This window comes from Streptomyces abikoensis, from assembly GCF_014648775.1.
GTDB lineage: Bacteria > Actinomycetota > Actinomycetes > Streptomycetales > Streptomycetaceae > Streptomyces > Streptomyces abikoensis.
Genome location: NZ_BMRT01000002.1, coordinates 176113 through 200344, shown reverse-complemented (window position 1 = coordinate 200344; position 24232 = coordinate 176113). Strand labels below are relative to the sequence as shown.

Here is a 24232-nt window from a genome sequence, read left to right as displayed (position 1 = left end):
CGCCCGCTCACCCGCCGAAGACGGTACGGCCGATCAGCCGGCCGCCCTGGAAGCAGAGCTGGTACGCGTCCCCGGAACTGGAGACGAACCGGGCGGCCGTCACCGCGTAGTACTCGCACTCGATCCCCGGCCCCTTCGGTTCGTACGCCCGTGGCCGGTACGGCAACTGACGGTCGGGCAGCACGCGCGCCACCTCCGCGCGATTCTGCCCGACGCGCAACGCGGCGTAGTCGCCGGGGTCGAGGACGGTGTGGGACAGCGTCAGCGAGCCCCACGCCGTCAGGGCACCCGTGAGCACCGCCGTGGCCAGCAGCGGCACCGCGACCGCGGCGGCCAGGGCCCGGCCGGCCCGCCGCCGGGCCCGCCGGTGCTCCGGCGGCAGCGCGCCGGCCTGTGCGGAAGGCGGGGAGGACACGGGCCGGGCGGCCGCGGAGGGCGTGCGCGGCAGCCGGGCCGTCACCGCGAAACCGCCCCCGCGCGGACCGCAGTCGAACGAGCCGCCCGCCAGCCGCACCCGCTCGTCCAGGCCGATCAGCCCCAGCCCGCCGCCGGGCAGGGGCGGGGCCACGGGCGCGGGCGGGGCGGTGTTCTCCACCGAGACCACGACCTCCGCGGCCGTCCGGGAGAGCCGCACGGTGACCGCCGCGCCCGGGGCGTGCTTGGCGACGTTCGTCAGCGCCTCCTGGACGACCCGGTGCGCGGCCCGCTCCACGGCGGGCGGCATCGCGTACTCCTCGCCCTCGACGCGCAGCACGGCCGGCAGCCCCGAGGCCGCCGCGTCCTCCACCAGCCGCGCGACGGCGAAGTCCGCCGGCTCCGTGGGCGCGCCGTCCGCCTCCTCGCGCAGGATGCCGATCACCTGCCCCAGCCGCTCGACCGCGCCCGCCGCCCGGGCCCGGACGTCTTCGGCCGCCGCCCGGTGCGCCTCCGTCAGGCCCGGGGCGAGCTTGAGCGCCCCCGCCGACAGCGCGACCAGGCTCAGGTCGTGCCCGAGGGCGTCGTGCATGTCCTGGGCGATGCGCGCCCGTTCGCGCAGCCGCGCCTGCTCCGCCACCAGCCGCTGCTCGCGCTCGAGCCGCGCGGCGCGGTCCCAGCCCAGCCGGGTCAGCTCCTGGTACTGCCGCCACACCCGGCCCGCGAACCACGGCAGCAGCGCGGCCCCGACCACCACGACCACGAACCGGCTGCCGAGCACCAGCAGCCCCGGCACGGCCACCACGGCGATCGAGGCCGCCGTCACCAGCACGGTCAGCGCCACCACCAGCGGCCGCGTCCGCCCCGACAGCCGCCCGGCCAGAAACGCGGCGGCCATGGCCGGCAGGGCCCACCACAGGCTCGTCGTCCCCAGCCCGGCCGCCGCCACGGCGACCGGCGCCAGCACGGCCCCCGGGTCCCGGCGGGGCCCCGGCGTGCCGGGAGCAGTCATCGCTTCGGTCGTTCTCGTTCCGTCCACCCGACCACGGTAGGCGGGTAGCGGAAACGATCTTCCACGGGTCAGGATGCCGCCATGACCGACACCCGACTCAGCCACATGGCGAGGTGGTCGGCGAGGGCGGCCCCGCCGCTCAGGCACGGCAGGTCTTCGAGAACCTGCGGCGCTGCCCGCCGGCACGGCCGTGCAGGTGGCCGCGCTGTTCCGGCCCGAGCTGCTGCTGGAGGTGGAGGCGTTCGCCCTCCTGCGTCAGACGGCGGAGTGAACGGGGTGAGCGGGGTGGGCCGGCTGGCGGCGTGACGCGGGCGCCGTCAGCTCCGGCGCCCCGGCGGGCACGGGCACGGCGGCGAAGATCGCGTCCTGCTGCTCCTGGAGCTCCTTCTTGCGCTCGGGCGTGGTCGTGGGCAGCCGCTGCTCCTCGTAGAGCTTGTGGGTCTCCTCCTGCGCCCGCTTGCTCGCCGGGGTGTGGAACTGCACCTCGAAGACGTGCCCCGAACGCGGCTCCTTCCACGCGGAATTGACGCCCTTGTAGCCCTTCGGACGGTTCCAGGTGTTGGACCACTTGACGTTGTCGTCGCCCCAGCCCGCCAGGACCGACGAGGCGAGGGCGACGCCCGACGTGTACCGGCCGTCGGGCCACTGGAGGGTGTAGCGGACGGAGTCGCCGATGCCCGCCAGCGCCTGGTCCACGGTCCGGCCGGGGGTCTCCTTCAGGGCGGTGGCGACCTTGCGCTTGAGCGAGTCGGCGGACTTCAGCCGGTGGTCGAAGCCGATCACCTGGGCGTGGCTGATCACGGCCGCCGCCCTGACCTGGGGGCTGATGTTCCGCTCCGCGCGGCGGGCGCGGAGAAGGAAGGTGTCGACCTTCTTGTTGTCGGCGGCGTTGAGCTCCAGCCCGTCGCCGTGCCACCCGCCGTCGCCGGGGTCGCCCTTGAAGGCGTTGACGGTCTTGACGGCCGCGCCGGCCGGCGCCGCCGAGGCCACGTGGAGGGGGACGAGGCTGAGCGCCGCGGCCAGCGCGGCGGAGGAGACGGCCCGGACGGCGGTGCGGTGGAGGGTCATGGAGGCGTCGGGTCCCTTTCGTGGTGTGCGAGCGTGCCGGTGTGGCACGCAGACACAACCGCAGGACGCGCTCACCGGTGACACCGGCTCCCGGCGTGTCCCGCCTTTCGGCGTGATCCGATCGCTTCCCTGGCGGGATTCCTACGCCGGCGGCACGCTCACTCGTGGAGCCAGAAGCCGGTCCGCTCCCTCCACAGCTCCAGCAGCGCCGCGTCCCCGGTGACCTCCGGGCCACCGTCCGTCGTGGGGCGGCCGTAGAGGAACAGCAGGAGGTCGGCCGGCGGGGCGCTGGCGACGACGGCGGCCTCCTCACGGCCACGGCTCCAGAGGGGGACGTCGCCGGTGAGGTCGACCCGCCAGCACGCCCCCGCCCCGGGCGCGGCGCCCGTCGCGCGGAAGGAGAGCGTACGGCCGGGGCCCAGCAGGGCGGGCACCCCGGGGCCCGGGGCGAACGCCTCCGGTACCGAGCCGAAGGACATCCACTCGTCGAGCCCGTCGACGGCGACGTCACCGTCGACGGTGAACTCCACACCGGCGGCCAGTGCCGCGTCCGCCCGGTGGACGACCGTCTCGTGCGTCATCCTGCGGGCCCAGAACGCCGGGGAGTCCTCCCCGGGCACCGGGGTCCACACCACCGCCCCCGGCCCGGCGTCCCGCAGCGCGGCCACCAGCAGTTCCGCGCCCTCGGCCAGCCACGGGCCGACCACGGCCACGTCCTCGTCGGTGTACCCGGCGACGTCGTCCAGCCGCGCGTGGGACACGGCCTCCGGCGACCGCGTCCGCACGATCGTCTCCGCCCAGCGGTGCGCCCAGCCCAGGTGGCGCAGCAACTGCCCGAGGTTCCAGCCAGGGCAGGACGGCACGGGGACGCGGAGGTCCACGCCTTCGACGTGCGACCGCAACAGATCGGTCTGCGTGAGGATTTCGGCGCGGAGGCGGTCGAAGCTCAGCGGTGTCATGACGCCACGGTACGACCCGTGGTCGGAGGGCACCTCCGCCGTACGGCGGAGGGACACCCGCCTCCGGAGGGATGTCCCGGGGCGTGGGGGACGGCAGGGTGGAGGGCGACGCCGGGCGGGCCCGCGCCGCATCGCAGGGGAGTGCGGCGCGGGCCCGCCGGTGGTGGTCCGGTCAGCGGAGGACGACGTTGTAGGCGGGGGTGACGTCGGGATGCAGATCGGCGTACCCCAGCTCGGCCAGGATGGGGCCGAGGTGCTTGGCGAAGGCCTCCAGCGCCTCGGCGGACTCCCAGACGTCGACGACCCGCCAGCCGCCGTCCACCGGGCCCGCGATGTGCGCGAGGAGGCCGGGCACGGGCAGGTCGGCCGGCGAGGTGAAGCCGCGGCCGTTGGTGATCCGGGTGATGCAGTCGTCGTAGAGCTTCTGACCCGCGGTGCCCTCGACCTGGAATGTGACGACGATGGCCATGGTGGCGTGCTCCTGTCCCTGAGCTCCGTATGTTCCTGAGATCCGTCCGTGCCTGAGAACTGTCCGTGCCCGGGATCCGCGCGCGGCACGGGCCGCCGGACCGCACGGACCCACGATCGCCCGGGACGGCCCCCGGGACACCCGCGTGGGTGACGGCTCGTCGGAGCGTCGGGAGCTGACCCGGCCGGACCGGGCGCGGGCGGCGGTGCGGTGTGCTCAAGTCCCGTGGCCCGGGCGGCACCGAGGGACGCGATGGGCGGCCGGCGGAACCCCTCTCGCCGGTTGCCTATGCTGGCGGCATGAACGCCGCTCCCCGTACCCCGCAGGACGCCCTCGACGCGCTGGCCGGGCAGGACGAGCCCACCGGCCTCGACCTCACCGGCCTGGACCTGCGCGCGGCCCTCGCCCGGCGCACGGCCCCCGTGGTGCTGCGCCGCTGCGACCTCGGCGGGGCCGATCTGCGCGGCGCCGATCTCGACGAGGCCTTGTTCGACGACTGCGTCGCCGTCGGGGCCCGTCTCACGGAGGCGGTGCTGACGCGGGCCCGCTTCCTGGGCGGCTCCTTCGCCTCGGCGGACTTCGAGGACGCCGACCTGGGCGACGCCGTCTTCGAGCGGACCGACCTCGCCAACTCCTGCTTCACCCGGGCCCTGCTGGACGACGCCGCGTTCACGGGCTGCCGGATGACCGGCGCGGATCTGTCCGCGCTGCGCGGCCTGGCCGTCACCCTGACCCTGCGGAACTGCGCGATGCAGCTCGTCGACCTGCGCGACACGGCCCTGCGCGGCATCCACCTCACCGGCTGCGACCTGACCGAGGCACATCTGCACCGCACCGATCTGCGGGACGCGGTCTTCGAGGACTGCCGGCTGCGCGAGGCCGATCTGAGGGACGCCCGGCTGGACGGCGCCGATCTGCGTGGCGCCGACCTCGGCGAGATCGGCGAGACCGTGGTGTCCCGGCTGCGCGGCACGGTGATCTCACCGGAGCAGGCCGCCGCCGTGTGCGCCGCGCTCGGTCTGCGGGTGGTCGGCTGAGGGCCCCGGCGGAGGCCCTACCGCTTGACGGCCTGTCCGGCCTTCGCCCAGTTGGCGCGGAGCCGGTCCAGATACGACTGGGCCTGGGGGCCGGGTTTCGCGCCCCGGGCGAACGCGCTCATGTTGCCCGCGCCGGCGTTGTAGCCCAGCGCCAGCAGCTCGTTCCTGGTGTAGGGGCCGGACGGCTGCCCCGGCAGCTGAGCGGCCAGGTCGTGGAGGTACCACGCCGCCGCCTCGACGGCCAGGCCGGGATCGTCGGGCAGTTCGTCCCACGATCGGTTCGCGAAGTCGCGGCCCTGTTTGGTGTCGTCGAAGGCCGCCTTGTGCATGTTGGCGATGCCGAACGCCGAATCGGGCTTCATCCGTTGCCAGGCCCGTTCCAGCGCCGGGTCGTGCGGCTTGTACGACTCGTTGTAGAGGATCGCCATCAGCAGCTGGGCGTCGATCTTCGCCCGGCCCGCCTGCTCCACGACCTGGGGCGCGAAGCGCGCGGGGTCCTGGTTCGCGGAGGGTGACGGCCCGCCCGGCGCGCCGGGGCTCGCCGGGGCGGGCGGCGGCGCGGCCCGGTCGCCCGTGCCGCCGCAGGCCGTGAGGGCCCCGGCCGCCGCCGCGGTCGCCACGACCGTCGCGGCGAGCCGCCTCAGGGGTCGCCGAGCTGCCATGCGCCGTCCGCCTCCTCACCCGCCCCGGGCATCACCCGCGCCGGGGATTCCCACTGACCGTCAGACGTTGACGCCGAAGTCCGAGGCGATGCCCGCCAGCCCCGAGGCGTAACCCTGGCCGATGGCCCGGAACTTCCACTCGGCGCCGTGCCGGTAGAGCTCGCCGAAGACCATCGCCGTCTCGGTGGAGGCGTCCTCGGTGAGGTCGTAGCGGGCGAGCTCACGGCCGTCGGCCTGGTTCACCACGCGGATGAACGCGTTGCGCACCTGCCCGAAGCTCTGGCCGCGCTGGTCGGCGTCGTAGATGGACACAGGGAAGACGATCCGGGCGACCCCGGGCGGCACCTGGCCCAGCGCGACCTGGATCTGCTCGTCGTCCCCGTCGCCGCCGCCGGTGAGGTTGTCCCCGGAGTGCACCACCGAGCCCTCGGGGCTGCGGAGGTTGTTGAAGAACACGAAGTGCTCGTCGGAGAGGACCTTCCCGGCCGTGTCGCACAGCAGGGCGGAGGCGTCGAGGTCGTAGTCGGCGCCCGTGGTGGTGCGCACGTCCCAGCCCAGCCCGACCATCACGGCCGTCAGGCCCGGGGCCTCCTTGCTCAGTGAGACGTTGCCGCCCTTGGCCAGGGTCACGGCCATGTTCTTCCTCCGGGGGTTCGCTGGACCGCGTGCTGTCATCGCGCGGTGTTGTCATTTCGCATAACGCCAGGCCAAAACCTATGGTTCCCGACTTGCGCAAGCAATGAAGTATTTTCACGCCTGTCACCCCTCCTCCGCGAGTACGACGATCTGGTCCCCTTCGCGCAGGGTCAAGGGCTCGGTCCTGGACGGGTTGAGGCACACCCCGTAGGAGGGCGCGGTGTCGCGGTCCCGGCCGAGGCGGTAGCCGATCGCGACCTCGCCCCGCCTACGGGCGGCCTCGACGGCGGTCGCGAACGTGGCCTCGGCGCCGGGGACCAGATAGTGGCCCGCCGGCTTGAGGTAGATCTCCGAGCCGGCCGGGTCGAGCAGGATGCGCAGCACCCGGTAGAGCCGCTGGTTCTCGGCCAGTTGCGTCAGCAGCAGACAGATCAGCTTGTTGCTGACGATGAAGTCGTCGGCCTTGGTGACCTGGGCGACCTCGCGGTTGCTGTCGTTGTTCATCTCCGAGACGATCGAGTACGGGTCGCCGAGGCCGGCTTCGATGTCCCGGAGGTGGAGCAGCGTCACCAGTGTGTGGTTGTCGGCCTGTTCGGGGTCCACGGTCTCGTCCGAGAGGAGGAGGATGTGCTGGTAGTCGCCCGGGGAGAGGCCCTCCAGCGACCGCCTGTTCGTCGGCTCGCAGGGCTTGTGCCCGAGCACGAGGCGCTCCGGCGCCAGGTCGTCGAAGCCGGCCGGGCGGCCGGGGGAGGCCACGTCGAGGGCGGAGCCGGGGCGGGTGAACCGGTCCAGCAGTTCGATGATCTTCTCAGCCCGGGAGTTCCAGCCGATCAGCAGCGTGCGGTCGGGGGCCGGCGGCCGCCCGGCGCCCCTGGCGATAGCCTCCTCCACGATCGGCGGCGGCTCTTCCGCGAGCCGGATGAACTCGTCGTCCTCTGCCACGAGGATGACGGCGTCCTCCGCGCCGATGAGGGTGTCCATGGGTGGGTTCAGCAGGATCCGGCCGTCCGCCCGGGCCACGCCGATGGGCACGCCGAGGGAGTAGTGGTGGAGGGCGTCGCCGAAGGCCACCCCGGCGAGGGCCGGTTCCGCGACGATGTAGATCTCGTTGCCGTAGAAGCTCAGTAATTCGTTGCAGACCGTGGACAGGCCGGACTGCCGGTGCGACTGCACGGTCAGTCGCACGGCGAGGTCGTCCGCGTCGACCACCAGTCCGCTCGGCCCCGCCGCGAGCCGGGCGGCGGCGAGGTTGCCCGCGTCCTGCACGGCCGCGATCAGCGGTGGCCGGCCCCTGGTCCACTGTCTGTTGTTGAGGATCAGCAGCGTCTTGATCACCCTGGTGTCGCTGTCCGGGCAGAACGAGGGCAGCACGATGACGGCCTTCGCCGTGTCCGGGCTCACCAGCTCGAGGTCCGCCTGCTTCAGCGGATTGCCGGACCGGCAGATCACCTGTGTACGGCGGGTGTCGGGGACGCGCAGCCGGATCTGCTCCTCCATGTCCACCTTGTCGCGGTCCGCCAGGATGGCCACACAGGAGCGCCGCTCGCTCTGATTGGCCTCGACCAGCTCGGCGACCACCGTGAAGACCTGCTCCGACCAGTCCAGGACGACGGTGTGGCCACTCTCGATGATCTGCGAGTGCCCCTTGCGCAACTGCTGGATCCGGTTGTTCAGACCCGTGGTGAGCACACCGATGAAGGTGCTGACGATGAAGATGCCCCCGATGGTCGCCATCAGCATCAGCGCCAGGAACACCCATCCGCCGTGGTCCCCGCCCATGGTGCCGGGGTCCAGGGTGCGCAGCATGCTCATCCACGCCACGCCCGCCCAGCCGCCGTTGGCCTCGGTGTCCTCGTCGGTGAGGGTCACCACCAGCACGGTCGTGACGCCGACCAGCACCACCGACGCCAGCGCCAGCCAGCCGATGAGGGCCGGTGTGCCCCGGTCCATGGTGCTGTCGAACCAGTACCGCAGCCGGTCCCGCCACTTCACCCGCACCACTCCCCCCGTCCGCCGCCGACGGGGTTGGTTCTACCCCCGTCGGGGCGCGGGTAGCCCGGTCCGCGCGCCCGTCACGCGCCGCCGGGCCGGGCCCGTACGTGCATGCGCTCGCCCTGCGGGCCGAAGAGGCTGAGGAACTCCACCGGTTCCTCACCGGCGTTGGCGAAGCCGTGGGGGACGCGCGTGTCGAACTCGGCGGCCTCGCCGGCGGTGAGGACGAGATCGTGCTCACCGAGCGCCAGCCACAGCCGCCCCGACAGCACGTACAGCCACTCGTAGCCCTCGTGGGTCTTCTGCTCGGGCCGGACGTCCTTGGTCGCCTTGGCCGGGACGATGTGCTTGAAGGCGCGCAGTCCGCCGCCGAGGTCGCGGGTCAGCGGGATGAAGGTCTTCCCGTTCCGGGTGAACGGGCGGGGGTGGACGCGCGGGTCGCCGGTGGGCGGCGCGCCGACCAGCTCGTCCAGCTGGACTCCGTAGGCCTTGGCCAGCGGCAGCAGCAGTTCGAGGGTCGGCTTGCGCTGCCCGCCCTCCAGCCGGGAGAGGGTGCTGAGCGAGATCCCGGTGGTCTCGCTCAGCCGCGCCAGGGTGACCCCGCGCTCGTGGCGCAGCGCCCGCAGCCGGGGGCCGACAGCGCTGAGCACCTGGGGAATGTCGTCGTCGGTCATCCCCCTATTTGCCGATCCGGCAAGAATTTTTGTCAAGCGGGTGGGGTCCGGGCGAGGCTCACGGGGAACCGAGAGGGAGGACTCCCGATGAGCATCAGCGAGCACCGGCACCACCAGGCCGAGAACGTCGACCCCGCCGAGTACTGGGAGCGGCGCTACCAGGAGCGCGCACGCGTGTGGAGCGGCCGGGCGAACCCGGTCCTCGTCGACGTCGTCGAGCCGCTGCCGGCGGGCACGGCCCTGGACCTGGGCTGCGGCGAGGGCGCCGACGCGGTCTGGCTGGCCCGGCGCGGCTGGCGGGTGACCGCCGCCGACGTGGCCGCCACCGCCCTGGAGCGGGCCGCGGGCCACGCGGCCGAGGCGGGCGTCGCGGACCGGATCGACTTCCAGCGGCACGACCTGGCCCGCACCCTCCCCGACGGCCCCTTCGACCTGGTCTCCGCCCAGTTCTTCCAGTCGAACGTGGAACTGCCCCGCGAACGGATCCTGCGCGCGGTCGCGGAGGAGGTCGCGCCCGGCGGCCTCCTGCTCGTCGTCACCCACGCCACCGTCCCCCCGTGGTCCTGGCACCCCCACGAGGACGCCGTCCCCACCCCGGAAGAGGAACTCGCCGCGCTGGGCCTCGCACTCGACGAGTGGCACACCGAGCGCCTGGACGCCCCCGCCCGCCAGGTCACCGGGCCCGACGGACGAACGGCCACCGTCACCGACAACGTCATCGCCCTCCGGCGCCGCGCGCGGTGAACACCCGTGCCCGCCCGGCGGTTTGCGCCCGCGACCCCGCCGGGTAGGGTCGACGGCCATGGACCACGCCATGGACATGAACATCCTCGTGCTCGGCGGCACGTCGTTCGTGGGCCGCGCGATCGTGGAGGACGCCCTGCGCGCCGGCGCCCGGGTGACCCTGTTCGGCCGGGGCAGGACGGGCACCGACCTGTTCCCCGGGCTGACCCGGCTCATCGGCGACCGCGACACCGGCGACTACGCCGCGCTGCGCGACGGCCGTTGGGACGCGGTGGTGGACGTCAGCGGCTTCGTCCCCCGCCACGTCGGCCAGGCCATGGACGCGCTGGGCGACCGCGTCGGCCGGTACCTGTTCATCTCCAGCCACGCCGTCTACGACAACACGGGCCTGCGGCCCGGCTCCGACGAGGACACCCCGCGCCGCCCGCCCGTGCGCGACACCGAGGTGCTCGACAACTCCACGTACGGCCCGTGCAAGGTCGCCTGCGAGGACGACGTCCTGGCCCGGTACGGCACCCGGGCCACGATCGTCCGGCCGGGCAAGGTCGCGGGCCCCCACGACCCGTCGGACACCTTCACCCACTGGGTGCGGCGGGCCGCCCTCGGCGGCCGCGTCGCCCTGCCCACCGACCCCGCCCAGCCGGTCCAGATCGTCGACTCGCGCGACCTGGCCCGCCTCGTCGGCCGGCTGCTCGCCGACGACCGCCCCGGCGCGTTCCACGCCGTGGGCCCCGCCGAACCCACCACGCTCGGCGGGCTCATCCGCACCTGCGCCCGCGTGGCCGGGACACGGGTCGAGATCGTCCCGGTGACGGTGGCCCCCGAAGAGCTCCCACCCCTCTTCCCCCTCCTGCGCCCGGACTGGCCGTCCCAGCAGCGCAGCCCGGCCCGCGCCCGCGCGGCGGGCCTGCCCGCGACCCCGCTGGAGGTGACGGCGGCCGACGTCCTCGCCTGGGACCGCGCCCGCGGTCTGCCCCCGCTCCGGCGCGGATTCAGCCCCGAACAGGAGAGGGAACTGCTGGCGCGAGAGGACCGCTGACAGGACCGCCGACCGGACCGCCCGGCCCCGGCTTCCGGGTGAACGGACGGGACGGGCGGTGTCATGACCTCATGCCCGAGGAAGGCATCAGGCGCGAACCCCCAGGAACGAGGAGAGCGCTGTGGAGATGCCCCAGGTGGCCGTGTGCGAGGTCGGCGAGTGCGCGTACAACGAGGACAGCGCCTGCCATGCCCTGGCCATCACCGTGGGCGACGCGACCCGCGCGCGCTGCGACACGTTCTTCGTGCACCCGGTCAAGGGAGGCGACACCTCCGCCGTGGGGCGGGTGGGCGCCTGCCACATGGCCGGGTGCCTCCACAACGTCGGGCTCGAGTGCCAGGCGCCCGGCATCACGGTGGCCGCCCTCCAGGACGCGGCGGACTGCCTGACGTACACGGCCCGGTGACGGTTCAGCCGCCCGCGAGTTCCGCCGCTTCGTGGGCGTCGAGGAGCGGGCCGGTGAACTGCCGCAGCGTCCCCAGCCCCCGGTCGCGGACCAGCACGTGGAGGGCCAGGTGGGGCGCCACCGCCTCCATGAAGGCGGCGGGGGTGTTGGAGCGGACGACCGGGACCCGGTTGTACCGGTGGGTGTCCTCCGGGCCGCGGTCCTCGTAGCCCCACCGGGCGGGCACCGCGCGCAGCAGCGTCTCGCCGATGTAGCGCACGGCGCCGGTCGTGAAGTCCGCGTTGGACGCGGCGTCGATGGCGGCCCGGTCCGGGAAGCGCGACAGCAGCAGCGGCTCCAGCGCGTCCAGCGAATCCAGGCCGAAGTCGAAGGGGAAACCGGCCGGGAGATGGGCCCGGCGCCACTCCGCCAGCGCGGTGTCCATGGTGGCCAGCCACTGGTCGAGGAACGCGCACGCGGGCCCGGTCATGGTCGCGCGGTCCTCGGCCGTGTACGCCTCGGTCCGGCCGGGATCGTTCAAGGTCTCTCCGCCTCCGTCGTCCGCCGGGACCGTCCGCCCGGGAAATCCGCCGCCGCTACGGTACAGGGACGCCTTCGGCGTTCTGACGGCACGAACGCTCATGTCGGTTCACTCGAACGGTAGATAGCCGGTGCCCGGTCGGCTCGCCCACCGTTTGCGCACCCGTGGGCGTAGCACCGCCGGACCCGGGCATACTCCACGACCGTGACGGAAAAGCCCGCCCTCGTACCCGCTCCCGGCGCGCACCCCCACCCCGGGCCGCGCCGACGTCGCCGCGCCCCCGTCTACGAGCTGATCGACTGCGCCCTCCACGGGCACCGCCTCGTCGGCACCGACGCGGCCGCCGTGCGCCACGAGGACGCGCTCGTCGTCCGCGAGACGGCCGACGGGGCGCGCTGGCACCGCTGCCTGCGCTGTGACGCGTGGCTGCCGCTGCCCGCGCCCGCCTCGCCGGCGCGGGAGTTCCCGCCCGCCCGGGCGGAGATCGCGCTCCCGCTGCGGGGCAGGCCGCTGCGGGACCGGTACGTCCTGCGGCTGATCGCCGTCGACCGGATGGTGCACTTCGCCGTTCTGGCCGTGCTCGCCGCCGCCGTCTTCGTGTTCGCCCATGAGCGCGGCCGGCTCCAGAAGCCGTTCTACCGGATCGTCGACGCCATCCAGAACGGCGTCGGAGGGCCGAGCGGGATGGCGAACCACGGGCTGCTCAAGGACCTCGACAGGGCCTTCGCCGCGCACGCCGCCACGCTCTGGCTCGTCGGCCTGGTCCTGGCGGCGTACGCGCTCCTCGAAGGGGTCGAGGCCGTGGGGCTCTGGTACGCGAAGCGGTGGGCGGAATACCTGACCTTCGTGGCGACGTAGGTGCTGCTGGTGCCGGAGGTGTACGAGCTCACCGGGCGGATCAGCGCCACCAAGGTCCTGACGCTGGTCATCAACCTGGCCGTCGTGCTGTATCTGCTCTTCGCCAAGCGGCTGTTCGGCATCCGGGGCGGCGGGAGGGCCGAGGCCGCCGAGCGCGCCCACGACACCGGATGGGGCGCGCTGGAACGCGTCTTCACCGGGCACGCCCACCCGCCCGCCGCACCCGGTGCGTCCGGCGGCGCCCGCCCGTAGCTCAGCGGGCCAGCCGGCCCAGCAGGGAGGCCGCCGCGGCGATGCCCAGGAGCGCGGCGACGGTGAGGACGGCGAAGTCGGCGAGGAGGTGGGCGTGGGTGCCGATGAGCAGCCCGCGCAGGGCGTCCACCTGGTAGCTGAGCGGGTTCACGGCGCTGAACGCCCGCAGCCAGCCGGGCATCACGTCCACCGGGTAGAGGGCGTTGGAGCCGAAGAACAGCGGCATGGTGATGGCCTGGCCGATGCCCATGAGACGGTCGCGGGTGAGCACGATCCCGGCGATCGCCATCGAGAGGCAGGCGAAGAAGGCCGAGCCGAGCAGGACGACCACGAGAGCGCCCAGCAGCCGCAGCGGGTTCCAGGTGAGCGCGACGCCCAGCGCCGCGGCGATCACGATCACGACCACGGCCTGGATCACCGCCTTCACCCCGGACGCGAAGGCCTTGCCCGTCACCAGCGCCGCCCTGGGCGTGGGGGTGACCAGGAGCTTGGTGAGGACGCCGGAGTCCCGCTCCCAGATGATCATGATGCCGTAGAAGATGGCGATGAACATCGCCGACTGGGCGATGATCCCGGGGGCGAGGTAGTCGATGTACGGGACGTTTCCCGTGGGGATGACGTGCATCCGCGTGAAGGTCTCGCCGAAGATCAGCAGCCAGAGCGCCGGCTGGACGGCCCGGGTGTAGAGCTCCGTGCGGTCGTGCCGCAGCTTCTGCAGTTCGACCGCGCACATCGCGACCACCCGGGCCGGGACGACCCGCAGCCCGCCGCGGGCGCGCGGCGGGGCCAGCAGCAGCGCGAACCGCTGGTCGGGGGCGACGGGCCCGTCCGGCACGGCGTCAGCCGACGCGGGACGCGGTGTGGCGGGTACGGCGGACATCGCTGAACTCCCCTCGCTGCTCGTCGGGGCCCGGGTCGCCCAGGCCGCTGCCCGCGAAGTGCCGGAAGACGTCCTCCAGGGAGGGCGGCCGCGGATCCGCGTCGCCGGACTCCCGGCGGTGGGCGATCAGTTCGGCCTTGAGCTCCTCGGGCGTGCCCAGGGCCCGGACGCGCCCCCGGTGCATCAGCGCCAGCCGGTCGCAGCGCTGGTCGGCCTCCTCCATGGAGTGGGTGGTCACCAGCACGGTCATGCCCGTGCCCGCGCGGATGTCGGAGATGCGCTCCCAGACGCTGTCGCGGGCGATCGGGTCCATGCCGATGGTCGGCTCGTCCAGGATCAGCAGGCGCGGGGCGCTCACCAGGGCCTGGGCGAGTTCGAGGCGGCGGACCATGCCGCCCGAGTACGTCCCGGCGGACCGCTGCGCGGCGTCGGTCAGGCCGACCGCGTCCAGCGCCTGCGCGACGCGCGCGGCGCGTTCGCGGCGGGGGACGTCGAAGACCCGGGCGAAGAGGGCCACGTTCTCGTGGCCGGTGAGGCCGGCGTCGGCGGACAACTGCTGGGGCACGTAGCCGAGCAGCCGCCGGACGGCCATCTTCTGCCGGGCCGCGTCGTGCCCGAAGACCTCGACGACGCCCGGCGGGACGGGCAGCAGCGTGGTGATCGCGCGGATCGTGGTCGTCTTGCCCGCGCCGTTGGGGCCCAGGAGGCCGAAGACCTCGCCCTGCTCCACCCGCAGGTCCAGGCCGTCCACGGCCTTGGTGGCGCCGAACGCGTAGTGGAGGTCGACACAGCTGAGCGCCGCGCCGTCGGCGCTCCGCCCGGCGGGCTCGACGTGGTGGGGGAGGGAAGTGGTCATGGCACCTCCGTGATGGTCAGACGGGCTCCGCCGCCCGCATCGACGCGGCCAGCCTGCGCAGCGCCGGCAGCGCCGCGGCGAGGGCGGCCCGGTCCTCGTCCGTGAGCTCCCGGACGTGGTCCCGGAAGAGCGCGGCGCGCCGCGCGTCCCAGTCCCGAAGCCGTTCCCCGCACGACGGCGTCGGGAAGAGCAGCACGGCGCGCCCGTCCCCGGGGTCGGCCTCCCGGCGCAGCAGGCCGGCCGACATCAATTGGTTGACGAGGGTGCTGACGGTGTTGGCGGCCAGGCACAGCTCGCGGGCGGCGGCCGAGACGCCGATGCCGGGGCGCGCCGTGACCAGCCGCATCAGTTCGACCTGGGCGCCACGGGGGCGTGGCACCGGAAGGCCGTGCCACAGCCTCCGGCGGGCCATCCGCTGGATACCGGACAGAACCCCGGCGAGCTCGTCGGGAAGACTCCCTGCGGCCATACCATCATTTTAGCTCTGTGTAAGAGCCAGTGGCGAGCTACCGGCAGACGCCCGCACGCGCCGGTTCGGCCCCCGCGTCCACCGGCGCCGCCCGGCCGGACGGCACCACGCGCTTGGCCGGTTCGGCGTCCGCGCCGAGACCGAAGGACCGGTGCAGCGCGCGCAGCGCGCCCGGGAGCCGGTCCGCGGGACAGAGCACCGAGATCCGGGTCTCCGTCGCCGTGATGGACTCGAACCGCACGTCCGCCCGGGCCAGCGTCTCGCAGAACGCCGCGATCGCGCCCGTGCCCGTCCGGACGCCGGAGCCGATGAGCGAGACCCTGCCGATGTCGTCGCGGCTGGTCACCGTCGTGTGGCCGATCTCGGCGCGGTGTTCGCACAGCGCCGCGAGCACCGCGGGCACGTCGCTCTTCGGGAGGACGAACCTGATGTCACCGGCCCGTTCGCCCGCCCGTTCGCCGGGCTCTTCCCCGGGTTCGCGCGGCGCCGACCGGACGACCGTGTCGATCTCCGCACCGGCGTCCGCCACCACCCGGAACACCGCGGACACGGCCCCCGGGCGGGCCGGGACCGCGGTCACGGTGATCTCGGCCGTGGACAGGTCGTGCGCGACGCCCACGAACGGCGCGCGCTCCGGACAGGCGGCGTGTTCCGCGCACGCCCCGCGCTCCGGTTCGTCCGCGCACGCCGTCACCACCGTGCCGGGGCAGCCGCCCTCGGCGGCGCGGACGCGCACGGTCACCCGGTGCCGGCGCGCGTACTCCACACTGCGCGGGGCCAGCACCTTGGCGCCGCACGCGGCCAGCTCCAGCATCGTGTCGTAGTCCAGCCGGGACAGCGGCCTGGCCTGCGGCACCAGATGGGGGTCGGCGGTGTGGACGCCGTCCACGTCGGTGTAGATCTCGCAGACGTCCGCCTTGAGCGCGGCGGCCAGCGCGATGGCCGTGGTGTCGGAACCGCCGCGCCCCAGCGTGGTGTCCTCGCCGGTCTCCCGGCTGACGCCCTGGAACCCCGCGACCAGCACGACCAGCCCGCGGTCCAGCGCCTGCCGGACCCGGGTGGGCTCGACGCCGATGATCCGGGCCCGGCCGTGCACCGAGCTGGTGATCACACCCGCCTGCTGGCCCGAGAAGGAGCAGGCCGGCACCCCCAGCGTCTGGACCGCCATGGCCATCAGCGCGTTGGAGATGCGCTCACCGGCGCTCAGCAGCATGTCCAGCTCGCGGCGGGAGGGGACGGGAGCCATCTCCCGCGCCAGCCCGAGGAGCCGATCGGTGGTGTCCCCCATGGCGGAGACCACCACGACGACGTCGTGGCCCTCGTCGTGCGTGGCGACGATGCGTTCCGCGACGCGCCGGACCCGCTCGGTGCTCCCCACCGAGGAGCCGCCGTATTTCTGGACGATGAGCATCGTTCGGGGCCTTCCACTGCTTTGAGGAGCCACTGCTCAAGGAGTACGTGCGGCGCGGGCGGTGATCGCGTCGACGAGGATCGAACAGGCGGTGTCGACGACCTCGGCCGTCACATTGAGCGGCGGCAGGATCCGTACGACGCAGTCGTCCCGGCCGCCGAGCTCCACGATCAGACCGTGGCGCAGCGCGTGGGCCTGCACGGCCGAAGCGGCCCCGGTCGCGGGCCGGCCGGTCACGGGATCGGCCAGTTCGACCCCCCACATCAGGCCCCGGCCCCGCACCTCGCGGACCCCCGGACGGCCCGTCAGCGGCGCCAGCCGGCCGGCGATCTGCTCGCCGCGCCGCCGGACGTTGCCCAGCACGTCGTCGCGCCGGATCACCCGGATCGCCTCCACCCCGGCGGCGAACGCCAGCTGGTTGCCCCGGAACGTCCCGATGTGCGCCCCGGCCTCCCAGGTGTCCAGCGCGGCGTCGTAGAGGATGACGGCGACCGGCATGCCGATGCCGCTCAGGGCCTTGGACGCCACGACGACGTCCGGCTCGATGCCGTACTGCTCGAACGCGAACCAGGTGCCGGTGCGCCCGCAGCCCGTCTGCACCTCGTCGACCACCAGGGGCACGCCGAGGTCGCGGGTCAGCTTCCGCACCCGCCGGACGAATTCGGGGTGGGCCGGGACCACGCCGCCCTCGCCCTGCACCAGCTCCAGCAGGACGGCGGCGGGCGGTGGGATGCCGCCGAGGCTGTCGGTGAGCGCCTGCTCCAGGGGCTCGGCGCGGTTGTACGGGAAGAAATGGACGCCCGGCATGGTGTTGGGCACGTTCCGCTTGGCGGAGACCAGTCCGCTGAGCGCCATGGCGGCGTGGGTGCTGCCGTGGAAGCCGCCCTGGAAGGAGACGACGTCCCCGCGGCCGGTCGCGGTCTTGCACAGCTTGACGGCGGCCTCCACCGCGTTGGCGCCGGTCGGCCCACAGAAGTGGATCTTCATCTTCTCGCGCAGCCCCGGGCGGAGCATGGACAGCTGGGCCTCGGTGAAGGCGTCCTTGGCGGGGGTGGGGAAGTCCAGGCCGTGGGCGAGCAGCCCCAGCTGCCGGGTCACGCTCGCGACGACCTCGGGGTGGTTGTGGCCCAGGGAGAGCACCCCCGCGCCGGCGAGGAAGTCGATGAAGACATTGCCGTCGACGTCGCGGACGAAGCTCCCGGAGCCCTCCGCCAGGGCGATGGGCAGATGCCTCGGATACGTCCGGGCGTTCGACTCCCGGAGTTCCTGGCGAGCCAGCAGCTCGGTGGAGAGCGGACCGGGCAGCTCGCCGTCGACGTGCGGGGCGGTCAGCGGGCGGGCGGCGACGAGCGCGGTCATGACGCGCCTCCTGCGATCGTTTCGGGCGGCAGCCCGCGCTGGAGTCCCTCGTCGAGGAGGTGGACACGGTGTGTGGACAGGAGCACGCCGACGGTGACCGGGCGGCCGAGGGCGCCACGGGCGTATGCGACCGTTGTCGACTCTGCCATGACCTCTCCCTGCGGGGCGGATCCGCAGCGTGTGTGCCTTGCCTGTCCATATGTACGGATTGGTGAGGGGTGCTGTTCATCCGATGGGCCCGGACGACGGCGGGTGCGGAACCTTCACGTCAAGCTTTTGACGTGTGGAATGTAGCGTTTTATCCCTCTTCTTCCACCGTAAGTAACGCGACCGCGAAGGGGAAACGGAGGGCCCGGGGTCTGGACGGGGGCGCCTAGGCGCGGCGGATGTAGAGCTCCACCGGGTTGAATCCGACCGGGTCGGGGACCCGGGGCGGGACGCGGCGGAAACCGGCCCGGGCCAGCGTGGAGCGGACGGCGATGCCGTCGATGTACTTGTCGTGGATCTCCATGACGATCCGCGCCACCCGCGCCATCCACGGCCGGGGCTCGGCGAAGATCCCGGCCTCGCTGCCCTCGACGTCGATCTTCAGCAGGTCGACGCGGTCGATGCCGTGCTTGTCCAGCAGGCGCTCCACGGTGACCGCCGGGACCGTGCGCGACGGCCGGGCCAGCACGTTCTCCAGCCGGTGGGGGCGGCTGCCGCGCAGCTCACGGACGGCGGGGACGGCGGTGCAGGTGTCCCAGAAGCCGCTCACCGCGAACTCCAGTTCCCCTTCCCGGCCGTCCACGGCCAGCGGTTCGACGATCCAGTCCAGGCCCGACAGCCCGGCGTTGCGCCGCAGCACCGCGAGGCTCTCCGCGATGGGCTCGACCGTCAGCAGCCTGCGCGGCCGGTAGCGGGCCGTCAGATAGGCGGCGGCCAGCCCGGTGTTGCCGCCGAGGTCCACCACCGTGTCGAGGGTGGTGAGGGGCTCGTCCAGCGCGTAGACGGCGTCGAGCTCGTAGAAGCGGCGCAGGAACACCTGCCAGAGGATCAGCAGGTCGCTCTGGCCCCGCCGGACGACCACCGACGCGGGACGGTCGGGCGTCGCGAAGCGGAAGGCGAGTAACGCCTCGCTGTCGAGGGGAGTGCCGGCCGCGCCGGCGAAGCGCCGGGCCATCCAGTACGGCACCGTCACCCGCCCGGCCCCCCGCCCCCGCCGGAGGCCCACCGCCATGTCCCGCACACACCCGGCGGCCTCCCGCGCCAGCACCCGTGCCGTGCCCGTCCCCGCCGCCCGGTCGGCGTCCGACCGCAGATACGCGAGTCCCATCGCCCCTCCCCTTCAGCGCCTTTCGGGTGCGCCCCGAGGACCATCACGGTAGTGAAGGACCGGTGTCTTCCGGGCGGTTCGGGCGAGGGATGCCGTCGGAAGGAGTACGCGGCGCGCGTGCCGATGACCGGGCGGACCCGGTCAGCCCCGCGTCGCCGGGACCGGTTCCGGCAGTGGGGCCGGATCGGTGAGGCGGGCACGGACGAGGCGGTGCTGGGCGGCGCAGGTCGCGGCGATGAGGGTGCCGAAGGCCGTCCAGCCGAGGGGGCCCGTGGCGATGGCGGCCGTGACGGCCAGGGGGCCGACGGCGCGCTGGGTCGCCTGGGCGAGGCCGTGGACGCCCAGGTAGGCGCCCTGCGCGGTGTCGGGGGCCAGGGCGACGGACAACTCCCAGGACACGGTGGCGTGGAGCATCTCGGCGAGGGTGAAGCCGGTGGCCGCGAGGGTCAGGAAGATCGTGGCGGGCACGGCGCCGTGGGTGGCGGAGGCGGCCATGGCGACGCCGGACGCGGCGAAGACGGCGGTGAGGGGGAGGAGCAGCGCCCGCGCCCTGGTGGTCGTGGCGCCGAAGCGGGCGAGGGGCACCTGGAGGGCCACGACCAGCACGCTGTTGAGCACCAGCAGCAGGGGGACGAGGCCGTGCGGGGCGTCGGTGGCACGGATCGCCCACAGGGGCAGGCCCACCCGGAAGACGGCGTCGTCGAGGAAGAGCACCGTGTCGCTGACCACGTACGCGAGGTAGGTGCGGTCCCGCCAGGGGTTCGTGGGGCGCGCCGCCGGCACGGGACCGTCGGCGCCCGTGACGGTGCGGGCGGGCGCGGACGTCTCCGCGCAGCGCAGGATGATCAGGGCGGCGGCGACGAACGAGAGGGCGTCGCCGAGGAGCAGGCCCGTGTAGACGGTCGTCGTGCCGGCCGAGAGGGCCGCCGCCGCGCCGAGCCCGCCGACGGCCCAGCCGGCGTTGGCGACGGTGCGGTGGAGCGCCTGGTAGCGCACCCGGTCGGGCCCGGCGATGCGGGAGGCGTAGAGCTTGGTGAGCACGCTCGACGCCCGGTCGCCGAAGCCGCCGGCCGCCGAACAGACCAGCAGGAGCGGGTAGTCGTGGGTCAGGAGCAGGCCCACGGCGGCGGCCGTGCGCAGGAGCTGGAGGGCGGCGAGGACGCGGACGACCGGCAGCCGGTCGGCCAGCAGGCCGCCGAGCGGCGCGCCCGCGATGCCGACGATCCCGGCGGCGGCGACCAGGGTGCCCACCCGGGCCACGCCGAGGTGGGCGACATAGGTGAAATACAGGACCGAGGTGGCGGCCCACAGACCGCTGCCGACCCGGTCGACGAGGGCGACCGCGAGCATGCGCCGCCCGTCCCGCCCTCCTGGTATCCGTCCTGGTGTCCGTGCGCCGCGCATCGTTCCCCCGATTCCCTTGCCAACCAGTTATGTATCAATACATAATTGACGGTGTGGCAACACAATATGCGATCACTGGTACGACAGCCAAGGCCCTTTCCGCGTCCGTCGAACGGGCGGTGACCGAGGGCGCCCTGGAGCCCGGCGCCGCGCTGCCGCCGGTGCGCAGGCTCGCGGAGGACCTCGGGATCAGCCCCGGCACGGTCGCGACCGCCTACAAGGAACTGCGGCGGCGCGGCATCGTCGTCACGCGGGGGAGGGGCGGCACGGTCGTCGCGCCCGCCCCCGCCGTGGCCTCCCGGCGCCCGCCCAAGGTGCCCGACGGGCTGCGCGACCTGGCCGGCGGTCACCCCGACCCGGCCTTCCTCCCCGATCTCCTGCCGCCCGTCCGGCTCTCGCCCGGCGCCCGCTCCCACCGCTCGTCCCCCCGGCTGCCGGGCCTGGAGGAGGCCGTCCGCGCCTGGCTGGGGGCGGACGGAGTGCCGGTGGAGCACGTGACGTTCGCGCACGGCGCGCTGGACATGATCGGCCGGCTGCTGTCCGTCGAGCTCCGTCCGGGCGACGCCGTGGCCGTGGAGGACCCCGGCTACCACCACCTGCTCGACCTCGTCACGGCGCTCGGGCTGCGCACCGTCGCCGTCGCGGTCGACGACGAGGGCATGCGCCCCGAGGCGCTGCGGGCCGCGCTGCGCGCGGGAGTGCGCGCCGTGGTGTGCAGCCCCCGGGCGCAGAACCCCTGGGGCGGCCGTTTCACCCCCGCCCGCCGGGACGCGCTGGTGGCGGTCCTGCGCGAGGCGCCCGACGTCCTCGTGATCGAGAACGACCACGCGGGGAGCGTCGCGGCGGTCCCCCTCCACACCCTCACCGGCGGCGGCCTCGCGCGCTGGGCGCACGTCGCGACCGTCACCAAGTACCTGGGCACGGACCTGCGCTGGGCGGCCGCCGCCTGCGACGCGACGACCCTCGCCCGGCACGACGGGCGGATGCTGCTCACCTCCGGCTGGGTGAGTCACCTGCTCCAGGAGACGGTCCTCGGCCTGATGACGGACCCCGCGACCCGGGACCTGGTGGGCCGGGCCCGCGACGCCTACGAGGCACGGCGGCTGGCCCTGATCGGCGAGCTCGGCCGGCACGGCATCACGGCCCACGGGGTGAGCGGCATGAACCTCTGGGTGCCCGTGCGGGACGAGTCCGCCGTCGTCAACGGCCTGCGGACGCACGGCTGGTGGGTTGCGGCCGGAGCGCGCTTCCGGATCGGCGCGGCGCCCGGGGTGCGGATCACCGCCGCCGGGCTGCCACCCGCCGACGGGCGGCGGCTGGCCGCCGACTTCGCGGCGGTGCTGGGCGACTCCCAGGCGACGTACGGGGGATGAGCGCCGCGGCGGGGGGTCAGCGCCGCTCGAGCTCCTCCTTGAGGACGGCGGCGGCGCTGATGTCCTGGTCGCGGGTGGCCGTCAGCAGGGTGAGCGGGCGCTCCCCGGCCACCTCGCGCAGATGCCCGAGGGCGTTCTCGTGCGTCGCGTCGCCGTGCAGCTCGGCCCGGTAGCGGCGGCCGAACTCGGCGAACTTCCCCGGGTCGTGGCCGTACCAGGTGCGCAGCCCCGTCGAGGGGGCGACGTCCTTGCACCACTCGTCGAGGGCGGCCGCCTCCTTGCTGAGGCCGCGCGGCCAGATCCGGTCGACCAGCACCCGGCTGCCGTCGGCCGTCGCGGGCTCCTCGTAGACCCTGCGCACCCGGATGTCCCGGGTCTTCCTCGCCGTCACGGTCACCTCCCGGTCCGGCTGCGGCTTCCATGGTCCGCCGCGCGGGCCGGCCGCGCACCCGGAACCGGCGGTGCCGTGACGGCCGCCGCCTCGTCGTAGCGGCGCAGGACCAGGCGGGCGACGGCCGGGTGCGCGCCGAGCGGCGCGGCCACGGCGTCGGCCGCGCAGCCGGACCCGGCCCGCCGGGCGAAGTCGCCCGGCGCCAGCAGGTACGGGGCCACCGCCACCGGCCCGGGGAGGCCGCGCCGCCGCAGCGCGGCGACGGCCTCGGCGGGCGGGGGCAGCGGCCCGCCGAGGTGCGCGGGGACGACGGGCGCGCCCAGCCGCGTGCCGAGCAGCCCGGCCATGGCGCGCGTGGCCGCCGTCGCCGCCGGGTCCCGGGACCCGGCGGCCGCCAGCACCACGGCCGCGCCGGGCGCCCGGCCGCACCAGCCCGCCTCGCGCAGCCGCCCCGACAGGGCCTCGGCGAGCAGCGCGTCCGGGCCCAGCGCGGGCGCCGGCACGGCCCGGTGACCGGCGCCGACGGCGTCCAGCACGGCGGGGATGTCGACGCGGACGTGATAGCCGGGCCCGAGCAGCACGGGCACCACCACGACGGGCCCCGCCACCCGCTCCAGCACGTCCGGCAGCGAGGGCGCGGCCAGCCCCAGGAACCCGCACTCCACCCGCAGCCCCGGCCGCAGGGCCCGCACCCGCTCCAGCAGCCGGTGCACGGTCCGCACCCCGGCCGGATCCCGCGTGCCGTGCGCGACGGCGACGAGGACGGGGGCGGGCCCGGCCATCACGCCCCCGCCAGGGCGTAGCCCCGCTTCGGGACCGTGCGGACCAAGGCGGCGTGGCGGCCCAGGGCCCTGCGCAGCCGGGCGATGGACATGTCGACCGCGTGCCGGTCGGCGCGGCCGTCGGGCCAGGCACGCACCAGCAGTTCGGCGCGGCTGAGCACCTGGCCGGGGCGCTCGGCGAGGGCGCGCAGCACCGCGGCCTGCAGGGGCGGCAGCCACACCGGGGCGCCGTCGCCGAGGAGCGCGTTGCCCTGGAGCACCAGGGGGTCCGGCGCGGGGCTGAGGTCGCGGCGGCCGCGCCGGGACAGGACGTCCTCCAGCGTCCGTACGAGCGCCCCGAGCCGGCTCCGCTCCGGGCAGTGCACCGGTACGTCCGCCTCCCGCAGGGGGTGCGCGCACAGCTCGCCGACGCAGAACGCCGCCACGTCCTCGCGCAGCGCGGCCAGGAACCTCTCCCGCTGCCCGGCCGCCGCGGCCGCCTCCAGCAGGGCCACGGCGGCCGGGGCGCTGGTGAACGTCAGCGCGTGCACCTCTCCGCGCGTGGTGGCCTCCACGAGGCGGCGGACCGCGCCGGGATCCTCCGGAGGCCCCCACCGGTAGACCGGGACCTCGATGACCTCCGCGCCCCGCTCGCGCAGCGCGGCCGTGAAGTCCGGCAGCGGCGCCCCGTGTTCCTGGACGGCGACCCGGCGGCCGTCGAGGTCCCGGGCGAGCAGCCACGTCAGCACCTCGTGACTGGCCTCGGTCCCGGGCGCGAACGCCTCCGCCAGGCCACAGGCCCGTACCGCGCCGGTGGCCTTCGGGCCCCGGCTCAACACCGTGGCGCCCCGGCACGCGCTCAGCAGCGCGTCGGCCGTCCCCCACCCCTCGGCGGCGCTCATCCAGCCGCGCCAGCCCACGCCCGTCGTGGCGACGACGTAGTCCAGCGGGGCTTCGAGGCAGCGCTCGGTGGCGCGGCGCAGCGCGGCGTCGTCACCGAGCGGCACGATGCGCAGGGCGGGGGCCTCGACGACGCGGGCGCCCCGGCGCACGAGCAGTGCCACCAGCTCCTCGCGGCGGCGGTCCGCCGTCACCCCGATCGTGAAACCCGTCAGCGGTCCCACCGCCCCGGTGTCCCGGCCGGCGGTCGTGTTCCCCGTACTCATGGGCTCAGGCTCGCGGCGCTCTGTTACCGGCGAGTTGCCGCACTGTCATGGCGGCGTCAGTATGTGCCCGGCTCGTGTTAAATGCGGATGCCACCCACATCACAC

25 protein-coding genes and 2 pseudogenes are annotated in these 24232 nt (G+C 74.5%); 7 read left to right on the top strand and 20 right to left on the bottom strand.

Features of this window, described 5'->3' with window-relative positions:
- Positions 1-7: 7 nt before the first annotated feature.
- On the bottom strand, positions 8-1453 hold the full coding sequence (locus IE096_RS07820) for a sensor histidine kinase (RefSeq protein ID WP_229820033.1): 1446 nt from the start codon (positions 1451-1453) through the stop codon (positions 8-10).
- Between the two features lie 80 nt (positions 1454-1533).
- On the opposite strand from IE096_RS07820, the pseudogene IE096_RS31310 reads away from it, so the two are divergent.
- Positions 1534-1697: pseudogene (locus IE096_RS31310) on the top strand (RidA family protein); the annotation flags it as partial.
- On the opposite strand, the gene IE096_RS07815 reads toward IE096_RS31310, so the two are convergent.
- From IE096_RS07815 to IE096_RS07805, 3 genes are all read right to left on the bottom strand, one after another.
- Entirely contained in the window at positions 1682-2494 is an 813-nt protein-coding gene (locus tag IE096_RS07815) for an ATP nucleotide 3'-pyrophosphokinase (RefSeq protein ID WP_189450024.1), read from the bottom strand. The pseudogene IE096_RS31310 and the gene IE096_RS07815 sit on opposite strands and share 16 nt — an antisense overlap.
- A 158-nt stretch (positions 2495-2652) precedes the next feature.
- Positions 2653-3453 (bottom strand): maleylpyruvate isomerase family mycothiol-dependent enzyme, encoded by an 801-nt coding sequence (locus IE096_RS07810; protein WP_189450022.1) that lies wholly within the window; start codon positions 3451-3453, stop codon positions 2653-2655.
- A 172-nt stretch (positions 3454-3625) separates the two neighbouring features.
- Positions 3626-3922, bottom strand: coding sequence for a hypothetical protein (locus IE096_RS07805; RefSeq protein ID WP_189450021.1), 297 nt, complete (start codon positions 3920-3922; stop codon positions 3626-3628).
- Between the two features lie 299 nt (positions 3923-4221).
- Here IE096_RS07805 and IE096_RS07800 point away from each other — a divergent pair, with 299 nt between their 5' ends.
- Positions 4222-4959: a pentapeptide repeat-containing protein gene (locus tag IE096_RS07800; RefSeq protein WP_189450019.1), complete on the top strand. Its 738-nt coding sequence runs from the start codon at positions 4222-4224 to the stop codon at positions 4957-4959.
- Between the two features lie 17 nt (positions 4960-4976).
- Here the strand turns inward: IE096_RS07800 and IE096_RS07795 are convergent, their stop codons facing one another.
- The 4 genes from IE096_RS07795 to IE096_RS07780 form a co-directional block, all read right to left on the bottom strand.
- Positions 4977-5621 (bottom strand): transglycosylase SLT domain-containing protein, encoded by a 645-nt coding sequence (locus IE096_RS07795; RefSeq protein WP_189450017.1) that lies wholly within the window; start codon positions 5619-5621, stop codon positions 4977-4979.
- Positions 5622-5681: 60 nt separating this feature from the next.
- A complete protein-coding gene (locus IE096_RS07790; RefSeq protein WP_189450015.1) occupies positions 5682-6257 on the bottom strand; it encodes a TerD family protein in 576 nt (191 codons plus the stop codon).
- A gap of 123 nt (positions 6258-6380) precedes the next feature.
- Positions 6381-8249 carry a CASTOR/POLLUX-related putative ion channel gene (locus IE096_RS07785; RefSeq protein WP_229820032.1) on the bottom strand — a complete coding sequence of 623 codons (1869 nt, stop codon included), beginning with the start codon at positions 8247-8249 and terminating at the stop codon, positions 6381-6383.
- Between the two features lie 80 nt (positions 8250-8329).
- Positions 8330-8923, bottom strand: a complete 594-nt coding sequence (locus IE096_RS07780; RefSeq protein WP_189450013.1) for a helix-turn-helix domain-containing protein — start codon at positions 8921-8923, stop codon at positions 8330-8332.
- 87 nt (positions 8924-9010) lie between these two features.
- Between IE096_RS07780 and IE096_RS07775 the strand changes: the two genes are divergently transcribed.
- The 3 genes from IE096_RS07775 (at position 9011) to IE096_RS07765 (ending at position 11112) form a co-directional block, all read left to right on the top strand.
- Entirely contained in the window at positions 9011-9667 is a 657-nt protein-coding gene (locus IE096_RS07775) for a class I SAM-dependent methyltransferase (protein ID WP_189450012.1), read from the top strand.
- A 58-nt stretch (positions 9668-9725) separates the two neighbouring features.
- The gene (locus tag IE096_RS07770; RefSeq protein WP_229820031.1) at positions 9726-10706 is read left to right on the top strand and encodes an NAD-dependent epimerase/dehydratase family protein; all 981 of its coding nucleotides are present in this window, start codon (positions 9726-9728) and stop codon (positions 10704-10706) included.
- Between the two features lie 127 nt (positions 10707-10833).
- On the top strand, positions 10834-11112 hold the full coding sequence (locus IE096_RS07765) for a DUF1540 domain-containing protein (RefSeq protein ID WP_229820096.1): 279 nt from the start codon (positions 10834-10836) through the stop codon (positions 11110-11112).
- Between the two features lie 4 nt (positions 11113-11116).
- Here the strand turns inward: IE096_RS07765 and IE096_RS07760 are convergent, their stop codons facing one another.
- Positions 11117-11632: a hypothetical protein gene (locus IE096_RS07760; RefSeq protein WP_189450009.1), complete on the bottom strand. Its 516-nt coding sequence runs from the start codon at positions 11630-11632 to the stop codon at positions 11117-11119.
- A gap of 204 nt (positions 11633-11836) precedes the next feature.
- On the opposite strand from IE096_RS07760, the pseudogene IE096_RS31305 reads away from it, so the two are divergent.
- A pseudogene (locus IE096_RS31305) lies at positions 11837-12742 on the top strand (DUF2127 domain-containing protein).
- 1 nt (position 12743) lies between these two features.
- On the opposite strand, the gene IE096_RS07750 reads toward IE096_RS31305, so the two are convergent.
- The 8 genes from IE096_RS07750 to IE096_RS07715 form a co-directional block, all read right to left on the bottom strand.
- Complete coding sequence (locus tag IE096_RS07750; RefSeq protein ID WP_189450007.1) at positions 12744-13622, bottom strand: ABC transporter permease; 879 nt, start codon at positions 13620-13622, stop codon at positions 12744-12746.
- Positions 13582-14478 (bottom strand): ABC transporter ATP-binding protein, encoded by an 897-nt coding sequence (locus tag IE096_RS07745; RefSeq protein ID WP_189450005.1) that lies wholly within the window; start codon positions 14476-14478, stop codon positions 13582-13584. The genes IE096_RS07750 and IE096_RS07745 overlap by 41 nt, the downstream gene beginning before the upstream one ends.
- 16 nt (positions 14479-14494) lie before the next feature.
- On the bottom strand, positions 14495-14947 hold the full coding sequence (locus IE096_RS07740; protein WP_189450003.1) for a MarR family winged helix-turn-helix transcriptional regulator: 453 nt from the start codon (positions 14945-14947) through the stop codon (positions 14495-14497).
- 37 nt (positions 14948-14984) lie between these two features.
- Positions 14985-16358, bottom strand: coding sequence for an aspartate kinase (locus tag IE096_RS07735; protein ID WP_189450002.1), 1374 nt, complete (start codon positions 16356-16358; stop codon positions 14985-14987).
- Between the two features lie 36 nt (positions 16359-16394).
- Positions 16395-17717 carry a diaminobutyrate--2-oxoglutarate transaminase family protein gene (locus IE096_RS07730; protein WP_189450000.1) on the bottom strand — a complete coding sequence of 441 codons (1323 nt, stop codon included), beginning with the start codon at positions 17715-17717 and terminating at the stop codon, positions 16395-16397.
- A complete protein-coding gene (locus IE096_RS07725) occupies positions 17714-17866 on the bottom strand; it encodes a hypothetical protein (protein WP_189449998.1) in 153 nt (50 codons plus the stop codon). Before IE096_RS07725 ends, IE096_RS07730 begins: the two co-directional genes overlap by 4 nt.
- Before the next feature lie 224 nt (positions 17867-18090).
- Complete coding sequence (locus tag IE096_RS07720) at positions 18091-19032, bottom strand: FkbM family methyltransferase (protein WP_189449997.1); 942 nt, start codon at positions 19030-19032, stop codon at positions 18091-18093.
- 141 nt (positions 19033-19173) lie between these two features.
- Positions 19174-20382, bottom strand: a complete 1209-nt coding sequence (locus IE096_RS07715; RefSeq protein WP_189449995.1) for an MFS transporter — start codon at positions 20380-20382, stop codon at positions 19174-19176.
- A 107-nt stretch (positions 20383-20489) separates the two neighbouring features.
- Between IE096_RS07715 and IE096_RS07710 the strand changes: the two genes are divergently transcribed.
- Positions 20490-21809 carry an aminotransferase class I/II-fold pyridoxal phosphate-dependent enzyme gene (locus IE096_RS07710; protein WP_229820030.1) on the top strand — a complete coding sequence of 440 codons (1320 nt, stop codon included), beginning with the start codon at positions 20490-20492 and terminating at the stop codon, positions 21807-21809.
- A gap of 16 nt (positions 21810-21825) precedes the next feature.
- Here the strand turns inward: IE096_RS07710 and IE096_RS07705 are convergent, their stop codons facing one another.
- The 3 genes from IE096_RS07705 to IE096_RS07695 are packed head-to-tail and all read right to left on the bottom strand — an operon-like array spanning position 21826 to position 24127.
- A complete protein-coding gene (locus tag IE096_RS07705) occupies positions 21826-22200 on the bottom strand; it encodes a DUF488 domain-containing protein (RefSeq protein ID WP_189449991.1) in 375 nt (124 codons plus the stop codon).
- A gap of 2 nt (positions 22201-22202) precedes the next feature.
- Complete coding sequence (locus IE096_RS07700) at positions 22203-22982, bottom strand: sirohydrochlorin chelatase (protein WP_189449989.1); 780 nt, start codon at positions 22980-22982, stop codon at positions 22203-22205.
- Positions 22982-24127 carry a uroporphyrinogen-III synthase gene (locus IE096_RS07695; RefSeq protein ID WP_189449987.1) on the bottom strand — a complete coding sequence of 382 codons (1146 nt, stop codon included), beginning with the start codon at positions 24125-24127 and terminating at the stop codon, positions 22982-22984. The genes IE096_RS07700 and IE096_RS07695 overlap by 1 nt, the downstream gene beginning before the upstream one ends.
- Between the last annotated feature and the right edge of the window lie 105 nt (positions 24128-24232).

Excerpts from the sequence above, each read along its gene's own strand:
- IE096_RS07815 (WP_189450024.1), bottom strand. The coding sequence starts at position 2,494 with ATGACCCTCCACCGCACCGCCGTCCGGGCCGTCTCCTCCGCCGCGCTG.
- IE096_RS07810 (WP_189450022.1), bottom strand. The coding sequence starts at position 3,453 with ATGACACCGCTGAGCTTCGACCGCCTCCGCGCCGAAATCCTCACGCAG.
- IE096_RS07805 (WP_189450021.1), bottom strand. The coding sequence starts at position 3,922 with ATGGCCATCGTCGTCACATTCCAGGTCGAGGGCACCGCGGGTCAGAAG.
- IE096_RS07800 (WP_189450019.1), top strand. The coding sequence starts at position 4,222 with ATGAACGCCGCTCCCCGTACCCCGCAGGACGCCCTCGACGCGCTGGCC.
- IE096_RS07795 (WP_189450017.1), bottom strand. The coding sequence starts at position 5,621 with ATGGCAGCTCGGCGACCCCTGAGGCGGCTCGCCGCGACGGTCGTGGCG.
- IE096_RS07790 (WP_189450015.1), bottom strand. The coding sequence starts at position 6,257 with ATGGCCGTGACCCTGGCCAAGGGCGGCAACGTCTCACTGAGCAAGGAG.
- IE096_RS07780 (WP_189450013.1), bottom strand. The coding sequence starts at position 8,923 with ATGACCGACGACGACATTCCCCAGGTGCTCAGCGCTGTCGGCCCCCGG.
- IE096_RS07775 (WP_189450012.1), top strand. The coding sequence starts at position 9,011 with ATGAGCATCAGCGAGCACCGGCACCACCAGGCCGAGAACGTCGACCCC.
- IE096_RS07770 (WP_229820031.1), top strand. The coding sequence starts at position 9,726 with ATGGACCACGCCATGGACATGAACATCCTCGTGCTCGGCGGCACGTCG.
- IE096_RS07765 (WP_229820096.1), top strand. The coding sequence starts at position 10,834 with ATGCCCCAGGTGGCCGTGTGCGAGGTCGGCGAGTGCGCGTACAACGAG.
- IE096_RS07750 (WP_189450007.1), bottom strand. The coding sequence starts at position 13,622 with ATGTCCGCCGTACCCGCCACACCGCGTCCCGCGTCGGCTGACGCCGTG.
- IE096_RS07745 (WP_189450005.1), bottom strand. The coding sequence starts at position 14,478 with ATGACCACTTCCCTCCCCCACCACGTCGAGCCCGCCGGGCGGAGCGCC.
- IE096_RS07740 (WP_189450003.1), bottom strand. The coding sequence starts at position 14,947 with ATGGCCGCAGGGAGTCTTCCCGACGAGCTCGCCGGGGTTCTGTCCGGT.
- IE096_RS07735 (WP_189450002.1), bottom strand. The coding sequence starts at position 16,358 with ATGCTCATCGTCCAGAAATACGGCGGCTCCTCGGTGGGGAGCACCGAG.
- IE096_RS07730 (WP_189450000.1), bottom strand. The coding sequence starts at position 17,717 with ATGACCGCGCTCGTCGCCGCCCGCCCGCTGACCGCCCCGCACGTCGAC.
- IE096_RS07725 (WP_189449998.1), bottom strand. The coding sequence starts at position 17,866 with ATGGCAGAGTCGACAACGGTCGCATACGCCCGTGGCGCCCTCGGCCGC.
- IE096_RS07720 (WP_189449997.1), bottom strand. The coding sequence starts at position 19,032 with ATGGGACTCGCGTATCTGCGGTCGGACGCCGACCGGGCGGCGGGGACG.
- IE096_RS07715 (WP_189449995.1), bottom strand. The coding sequence starts at position 20,382 with ATGCTCGCGGTCGCCCTCGTCGACCGGGTCGGCAGCGGTCTGTGGGCC.
- IE096_RS07700 (WP_189449989.1), bottom strand. The coding sequence starts at position 22,982 with ATGGCCGGGCCCGCCCCCGTCCTCGTCGCCGTCGCGCACGGCACGCGG.
- IE096_RS07695 (WP_189449987.1), bottom strand. The coding sequence starts at position 24,127 with ATGAGTACGGGGAACACGACCGCCGGCCGGGACACCGGGGCGGTGGGA.